Here is a 6576-nt window from a genome sequence, read left to right on the forward strand (position 1 = left end):
TTTGGACTCATCTAGGAGTAGAATGGCGATTGATGATGGACCGGGGTGGATTCCCTACAGCTTCGGAAGTAATTCCAACCAAACTGCGCAAAGCCTGGGACGAAAGCGGTCATTGCAAAGACAGCCTACGAATTGTAAGTTTCAATTTGCTGACATTTGTTTCTCACCCCAACTTCGCAAGTGACTGATAAGGGGAATTAATTCTTTTCCTGTATCGGTCAGTGAATATTCCACTCTCGGTGGGACTTCCAAATAAACTTTTCTCACAATAAGTTCATCGGCTTCCAATTCTTTTAGCGTTTGGGTTAGCATTTTGGGTGTGATACCTATTACGGCCCGGTTTAATTCTCCGTATCGCAAAACACCCTCTCTCAATACCCATAAAATTCGCCCTTTGTATTTACCACCTATTCGCTGAAAGGCATAATCAACAGCACAATGAGCCTTTTTATTTTTCATTTATTTAATATTTATAAATCATTGATAATCAATATTACTATCAAAAAAGTATGTAGGATACTTTATAGTATGTACTTGCCATGAAGGTAGTTAATATTTTTATTCGTAAAACATTACGTACAAAAAATCAGAAAAAATGAGTGCAACATTAAATAATATGTTTATCCAGGTGAATGCACGTACCAAAATTAACTTTAAAGATGTTCTTAAGGGTAAATAAAATCGATTCCTCATTTTTACAGCTACTTTTTTTCTTAGCAAAAAAAGTAGCCAAAAAAGCCAAGACGGCGGAATCCTATCCACGCACAAGGCCGGAGCCGGCCCGGTCCGCCGTCACTCCTCCCCGCCTTGAACAAATGAGGTTCAGTTTAAACATGACATTTCGAAACTAGTCGGGTAAGAGTCACGATGCGGATAAATATAAAATTAACGATAAAGTAGCGTTTCCAATCATTTTTTAAGCGGGCTTTGGGGATATCGGTCATCCTGAAGTCCGCTTTTGGCAGTAAAATCAGGAATGGATACTTCTTATCTCCCGTGATTAGAGAAATGAAAATTTCATGTCTTTTATCCACAAGGGAAATAACCGGAAAATATTTTAACCACTTTTTCAAAAAAAATATTGATCGAAAAAATGCCGATAAATTGAATTTTTTTAGTTTACAGTTAAAGGAGAACTTTGCGCATTGCCTTTGTCTGTGATACCCACAGGAACCGTTTGTCCATAATTTTTTATTTTTTGTTGGTCAGAATGACTGTGCATTCTGTTAATTTTATAATTCTATATCTTAAGCTACAAATCTTCAAAGCACTGGCCTTCAAGTATAAAAAAACATGGACTTTAATGGGATGAGAAATTTCCCGTTGGAAAAAATAACTTTAAATATGTGGACAACGGGATCTCTTTGGTTTGAGGTGGCAATTGTAAGCGTAATTTATGCTTTCGGAAATATCCTCATGGGACATTTTGAAGAAAGGACACCCAAAATCCGTAGACTTGGCAAGTACTTATTGACCATTGTATTGGTTTGCTCTGTTTCGGTTTTATTTGGCAGAATATTTTCAATGACCTTGCTAGCCCTGTTTATTTTCCCTTTGCTCTATATCCATGGATATTATTTACCCAAGAAAAAAGGAATAAATGGATGGACAGGAGAACCCAAAAGCAAATATTACGAGTTCCGAAACTGGGATAAGGATATCTTTAAAAACTCATAAAAAATAAGACTGAAGCCCCTGACGATCATTCTCATTCCTTTAACCTATAAAAATTTTAACTATGAATTTCACAATACTTGTACCAAGCATTTTTTATACGGAGATTTCAGAAGGACTGAAATTGTTTGTTGACTGTCTTCAGTTTAAAGTAGAACACGCAGATTTTAAAAGCGCCCAACCCTATTGTGTTTTAAAAAAAGACGGATGTAAGCTTATGCTTTTTCAGGACAAACAATTAGCAAAAGAACATAATCCAGAGTTAAGGCTTGAAACTCAAAATATTGAAGAGATATTTGCAAAGGTATCGGCCTCCCATCCTCACCTGTTGCACCCAAATCTGAATAAAGTGACCCTCAGACCTTGGGGTGCCAAAGAATTTGCGATTGCAGACAAGCAACTTGGAATAAGATTCCAACAATGGTAATAATTTGTATACAAAACTACATTTCAGAAACTACCACCACCGGAACGCAGTTTTTAGATTCTTCCCAGTTTTACTGAACAAGGAATGGGAGCAAGTGCAGCTTGTTACTGCATGCTTTAAGGAAGTAAAAGTCAAAAAGAGAGAACCCAATTTTACGGCAAAACACAGACATTCTATCTCAAAGGGAGCATTTCCGTGGTGGAGGAACAAGGGCAGGAAAATACCATCAACGAGAAGATTGGTGGATTTCGGATGATAACAATTATATTTTTCAACAGCCTGCGACCATGTAAGCAGTGGCCATGGAGGACAGCGTTATTTTGCAGCTTGATTACGAATCAGAACAAGCACTCAAGCGGCAAAACCAGAAGTTGGAGACTTTTTTCAGGATTATCGCCGAACTCGGCCTTGCACTTCAGCAAGGCAGGATCAGCTCTAACCTCTCCCCCATTAAGAGTAGAATGGCGTTTCTCTTGGTGTAGTCACAAACAACCTTTAGAACCTAAACAAGACTTCATTCTGGAAGGGTTTTGTAAATTTAGAATTCAGAATTTTTAATTATATGTATAGTCGGAGCATCATGGATGAAAGCTGCAGAAGTGATGGCTGAACCTTTGAGATACATAAGATTTGCCGGAGCAAAAGCCCACGGGACAAATTGGATATACAAAAAACAAATGAGATATTTAAATATACTGTTGGAAGTCGGATTCTGATTTGATTTCTGCCCGTTATGAAAATGCAAATTACATGAATAAATTTCTTCGAACATTTTTGATTGTCCTTTCCTTATGCTATTTGGGAGCTTGTGGACAAACCGATGGCAATAAAAAAAACATACAGGCAGGGGATATAAAAAACGCAAAAGAAACCATAACCATGGAGACCTTTTCGGATTTTCCGCCTGAAATAATCGGCTGTTCATGCTATTTTTCCAATGACTCCATTGAATTCAAGCAGGGTGAATACATTTACATGAAAGACTTCTCCCAAACTTCATTTTTAAAAATAAATGGGGTTTTGACAAAATTTACCCAAACTGAATTGAACATAAATGGGGCAACAACAATTGCCAAAGCAAAAAGTGACCAATTTGAAATGACAATCGAAATAAATGATGGCGCACCAAGTGACTACGAGGTTTCTCAAAAAACAGGAGTAATCAAACTCTCTGATCAAAAAGGCAACTCAATTACGAAGACTTTTTTTGGAGAGTGCGGGTGCTAAAGCAAAAAAAACAGAACCCAACTTCCAATTTTATTGCCAGCAAAAAAGAAACATCACACTTTTCCTTACTAACTTTTTTAGCTCTGAAAGCTTTTCAATCCTTATAAAAATATTATCAGTCAATTCTAACCAATGAGCTTCTTGGCACAGAAATCAGTCAAATCTGAGTATTTTTTTGTTTACCTTAGTCTGAGTTCCTAAACCCAAATTTGCAAGCCATGAAAAAAACCCTGTTTATTTATTTACACAGGATGCGTGAGCAATTATGGTTTAGACCTTTGCTATTCTGTTTGGTCTCAGTCGGTGGGGCTTTATTTGCCCACCAAGCAGATGGCACAAAATTAGACGATCTTGTCCCCGGCATTAAATTAGAATCTATTGAAGGCTTGTTGGACACTTTATCTTCCAGCATGTTGGTCATCTCCATTTTTGCAGTGGCATCGATGTTGTCAGCATATTCTGCGGCGAGCAACACCGCTACCCCAAGGTCTTTCAAGATTGTGGTTACAGATGATGTGTCTCAAAATGCCCTATCTGTGTTTATTGGATCATTCATATTCAGTATTGTAGCTACAGTCGCGCTGGATATTGGGTATTATGGCAAGTCAGGTAGGTTTATTCTTTTTTTGTTCACCTTATCCTTATTTGCATTGGTCATTCTTACTTTCCTAAAATGGGTAGATGGAATTTCAAGTTTAGGAAGATTAGAACATACCATCTCACAGGTGGAATCGGTTGCTGCCAAATCACTATCCACATACATCAAACAACCTTTCCTCAACGGACTGCCCATAACAAACCCTCTCCAAGTTGGGCAATCTGTAATCAGTAAGTCTGTTGGCTATGTACAACATGTGGACATGGCAACTTTACAGGGATTAGCCAAAGAGAAAGGCCTAAAAATCCAACTCAATTGTCTCCCGGGTGATTTTATCCATCAAAATTTTGCAATTGCTTCAATAACTCCTGATGAAAAAGCAAACTTGGAGGAAATCACAGAAAAGATTAACGGTTCCATTCATATAGGTGCTACAAGGTTGTTTGACGAAGATCCCCGATTTGGATTTATAGCTTTATCAGAAATCGCAAGCAGGGCACTATCTTCGGGTATCAATGATCCTGGAACGGCAATCCAAATTATAGGAAGCCATGAAAGATTATTCTTCTTATGGAACGAGGCAATTGAAAACAAAGAAGAAAAGACTGTACTTTATGATTGTATTTCAGTTCCCAAAATTTCGATGGCGGATTTTTTTGATGATGCTTTTAGGCCTATTTCCAGAGATGGTGCCGATATCATAGAAGTGATGCTTCGATTGCAAAAGGTATTCAAATCCATAGAAACGATACCTGACAAGGAGCTAAAGCAGATGGCATTTCAATATTCAAAAGAGGCTTTCCATCGAGCAGAAGAGGCTATGAAATTCAAACCTGACCTAGATTTATTGAAAAAGGAATGCCTGTTTTACCATTAAGAAAGCATAAAAACGAAGTCCAAACAATTAAATGGCTTTCTGATTGATTATCCAAAATGTGAAATATACTTATGTTTTCATTTTAGTCCGAGATTTGGTAATGGGCTTATGGGAATTGTTCAATTGCTTAGAATTGGCTTTTTTGAGGATTGGTAAGCGGTTCGCCTCATTGTAGGAAATCGGGGCAAAAATTGCGCATTGCCTTGCCATTTCACCCAATAATCCTTACTTTTCTACCTAACTCAAACACAAAATCGTCATGTTAAAAAAGATCCTTATCGGTGTAGGCATACTGATTTTATTGCTGGCAGTCGCATTTATTTATATGAATAACCGCAACCGTTCGCTAAGCCCACCTGATACTGCGCAACTTGATGTCGATGGACTCCATGTGGAAATCAGCTATAGCCGTCCTTCGGTTAGAGGCCGTGTAATTTTTGGATCGGAAGATGAGGGTGCACTTCAGCCCAATGGCAGTTATTGGAGATTGGGTGCCAATGAAGCCACCACAATCACTGTAAGCCAGGATGTGACTTTCAACGGCATGCCTTTAAAAGCGGGTAGCTACAGCCTGTATGCCATCCCAGGTTCAGATTCATTTCAGATTGGGGTAAACACAGAAACCGGTCAATGGGGCGCTTGGGAGCCTGATTATAGCAAAAATGTGTTTGTAACTGAAGTTCCCGTAACCAGGCCAGTTGTACCTGTAGAGCAATTTACCACACGCATTGAGGAAGAGTCTGATGGTGCTGTTGTTTATTTTGAGTGGAGCAATGTACAGCTCGCAATTCCGATTGGTATCAAGCCTTAGTGTCTAGGCAAGGCAATTTTGAAAAAACTCCTTTTGTAGGGAAACAGGTTGATATTTATGCAAAGTGATCCCTACTCGAATGTTCTGAATCCATAATCAAAATCCGGAAAAATTTTGGTTTTTTTATTACGCTTTCAGAAGGACAAAACGGTATATGAAAAAGCTATTTATTACCTCTTTAATTTTTTCAATCCTTGGAATTGCCTCTTGTGACAGACCTGATTGCAATAATGAAAACCCAATATTTGAAATCAATCCCCCCGAATCAAAGGTTTACAAAGAGGAATTGATCAGGCAACTTGAAAGTATTGACCGATCTCAACTCACTTATCGGCTTCAAGAATACGATGAAAAGGATGGTAAGGAATCTTTATATTTTCATGTACAAGGGGAAGGATTATGCGCAATTCTCCATCTAAAAATGACCCATTGGGATAAACTGGAAACTGTCAGAGAAAAAAAAGGGGTCTCCTATCAAGGAGCAGAGTTTACAGATTTAAATTTTGAAATTGAGGAAGACTCATCGTCAACTGAATTTATTTATAAAACATTTGACAGAATAATCGACTAAAAGCTTTTTTTAAACTGACAATTGCAGCAGAAATATAAGTTCTTGCCCATTTCTTTCCTGGTTTCCGTGACTCAAGTTGTAATACCTTCAAATCAGCAAATCCTGAATACCTGATAGGGACCATGGGTTTAAATTCAGGCAGGTCTCATATTTTTTTTTAATTAGAAGGAATTCGAAATAAAAATCATCCTTTTTTAATGGGAAATAATGGCAAACAACAAATCAAGCAAATACTCAGAATACTTTTTATTCTTGCAGGCCCGGTTCATAATACTTCGTGCCATGGATTTGGCAGAAATCAAATTTGTGCGGAGGATCAGGATTTAGAGAATGCAAATGGATCCGGAATTTTTTCAGGTAAATGGTCCAAAAAATAAATAATTTTGGTAAA

At 37.8% G+C, this 6576-nt stretch carries 9 protein-coding genes; 8 read left to right on the forward strand and 1 reads right to left on the reverse strand.

Features of this window, described 5'->3' with window-relative positions; genetic code table 11:
- The coding region (locus ACZFYI_RS13425) for a hypothetical protein (RefSeq protein ID WP_462524639.1) at positions 1–188 on the forward strand (188 nt) is incomplete at its 5' end.
- Here the strand turns inward: ACZFYI_RS13425 and ACZFYI_RS13430 are convergent.
- Positions 142–459 (reverse strand): winged helix-turn-helix transcriptional regulator, encoded by a 318-nt coding sequence (locus tag ACZFYI_RS13430; protein WP_462524640.1) that lies wholly within the window; start codon positions 457–459, stop codon positions 142–144. The genes ACZFYI_RS13425 and ACZFYI_RS13430 overlap by 47 nt on opposite strands.
- Positions 460–1344: 885 nt before the next feature.
- Here ACZFYI_RS13430 and ACZFYI_RS13435 point away from each other — a divergent pair.
- The 7 genes from ACZFYI_RS13435 (at position 1345) to ACZFYI_RS13465 (ending at position 6185) form a co-directional block, all read left to right on the forward strand.
- A complete protein-coding gene (locus tag ACZFYI_RS13435) occupies positions 1345–1677 on the forward strand; it encodes a hypothetical protein (protein WP_462524641.1) in 333 nt (110 codons plus the stop codon).
- Positions 1678–1738: 61 nt separating this feature from the next.
- Entirely contained in the window at positions 1739–2101 is a 363-nt protein-coding gene (locus tag ACZFYI_RS13440) for a VOC family protein (RefSeq protein WP_462524642.1), read from the forward strand.
- Between the two features lie 302 nt (positions 2102–2403).
- On the forward strand, positions 2404–2583 hold the full coding sequence (locus ACZFYI_RS13445; protein ID WP_462524643.1) for a hypothetical protein: 180 nt from the start codon (positions 2404–2406) through the stop codon (positions 2581–2583).
- A 268-nt stretch (positions 2584–2851) separates the two neighbouring features.
- Positions 2852–3328 carry a hypothetical protein gene (locus ACZFYI_RS13450; protein WP_462524644.1) on the forward strand — a complete coding sequence of 159 codons (477 nt, stop codon included), beginning with the start codon at positions 2852–2854 and terminating at the stop codon, positions 3326–3328.
- Between the two features lie 218 nt (positions 3329–3546).
- Positions 3547–4803 carry a DUF2254 domain-containing protein gene (locus tag ACZFYI_RS13455; protein ID WP_462524645.1) on the forward strand — a complete coding sequence of 419 codons (1257 nt, stop codon included), beginning with the start codon at positions 3547–3549 and terminating at the stop codon, positions 4801–4803.
- A 259-nt stretch (positions 4804–5062) separates the two neighbouring features.
- On the forward strand, positions 5063–5614 hold the full coding sequence (locus tag ACZFYI_RS13460; RefSeq protein WP_462524646.1) for a DUF2911 domain-containing protein: 552 nt from the start codon (positions 5063–5065) through the stop codon (positions 5612–5614).
- A 154-nt stretch (positions 5615–5768) separates the two neighbouring features.
- On the forward strand, positions 5769–6185 hold the full coding sequence (locus ACZFYI_RS13465) for a hypothetical protein (RefSeq protein WP_462524647.1): 417 nt from the start codon (positions 5769–5771) through the stop codon (positions 6183–6185).
- Positions 6186–6576 lie beyond the last annotated feature (391 nt).

The sequence above is a fragment of the Aquiflexum sp. genome (assembly GCF_977115555.1).

Coding starts and splice junctions, on each gene's coding strand:
- ACZFYI_RS13440 (WP_462524642.1), top strand. CDS start 1,739: ATGAATTTCACAATACTTGTACCAAGCATTTTTTATACGGAGATTTCA.
- ACZFYI_RS13455 (WP_462524645.1), top strand. CDS start 3,547: ATGAAAAAAACCCTGTTTATTTATTTACACAGGATGCGTGAGCAATTA.
- ACZFYI_RS13445 (WP_462524643.1), top strand. CDS start 2,404: ATGGAGGACAGCGTTATTTTGCAGCTTGATTACGAATCAGAACAAGCA.
- ACZFYI_RS13450 (WP_462524644.1), top strand. CDS start 2,852: ATGAATAAATTTCTTCGAACATTTTTGATTGTCCTTTCCTTATGCTAT.
- ACZFYI_RS13465 (WP_462524647.1), top strand. CDS start 5,769: ATGAAAAAGCTATTTATTACCTCTTTAATTTTTTCAATCCTTGGAATT.
- ACZFYI_RS13435 (WP_462524641.1), top strand. CDS start 1,345: ATGTGGACAACGGGATCTCTTTGGTTTGAGGTGGCAATTGTAAGCGTA.
- ACZFYI_RS13430 (WP_462524640.1), bottom strand. CDS start 459: ATGAAAAATAAAAAGGCTCATTGTGCTGTTGATTATGCCTTTCAGCGA.
- ACZFYI_RS13460 (WP_462524646.1), top strand. CDS start 5,063: ATGTTAAAAAAGATCCTTATCGGTGTAGGCATACTGATTTTATTGCTG.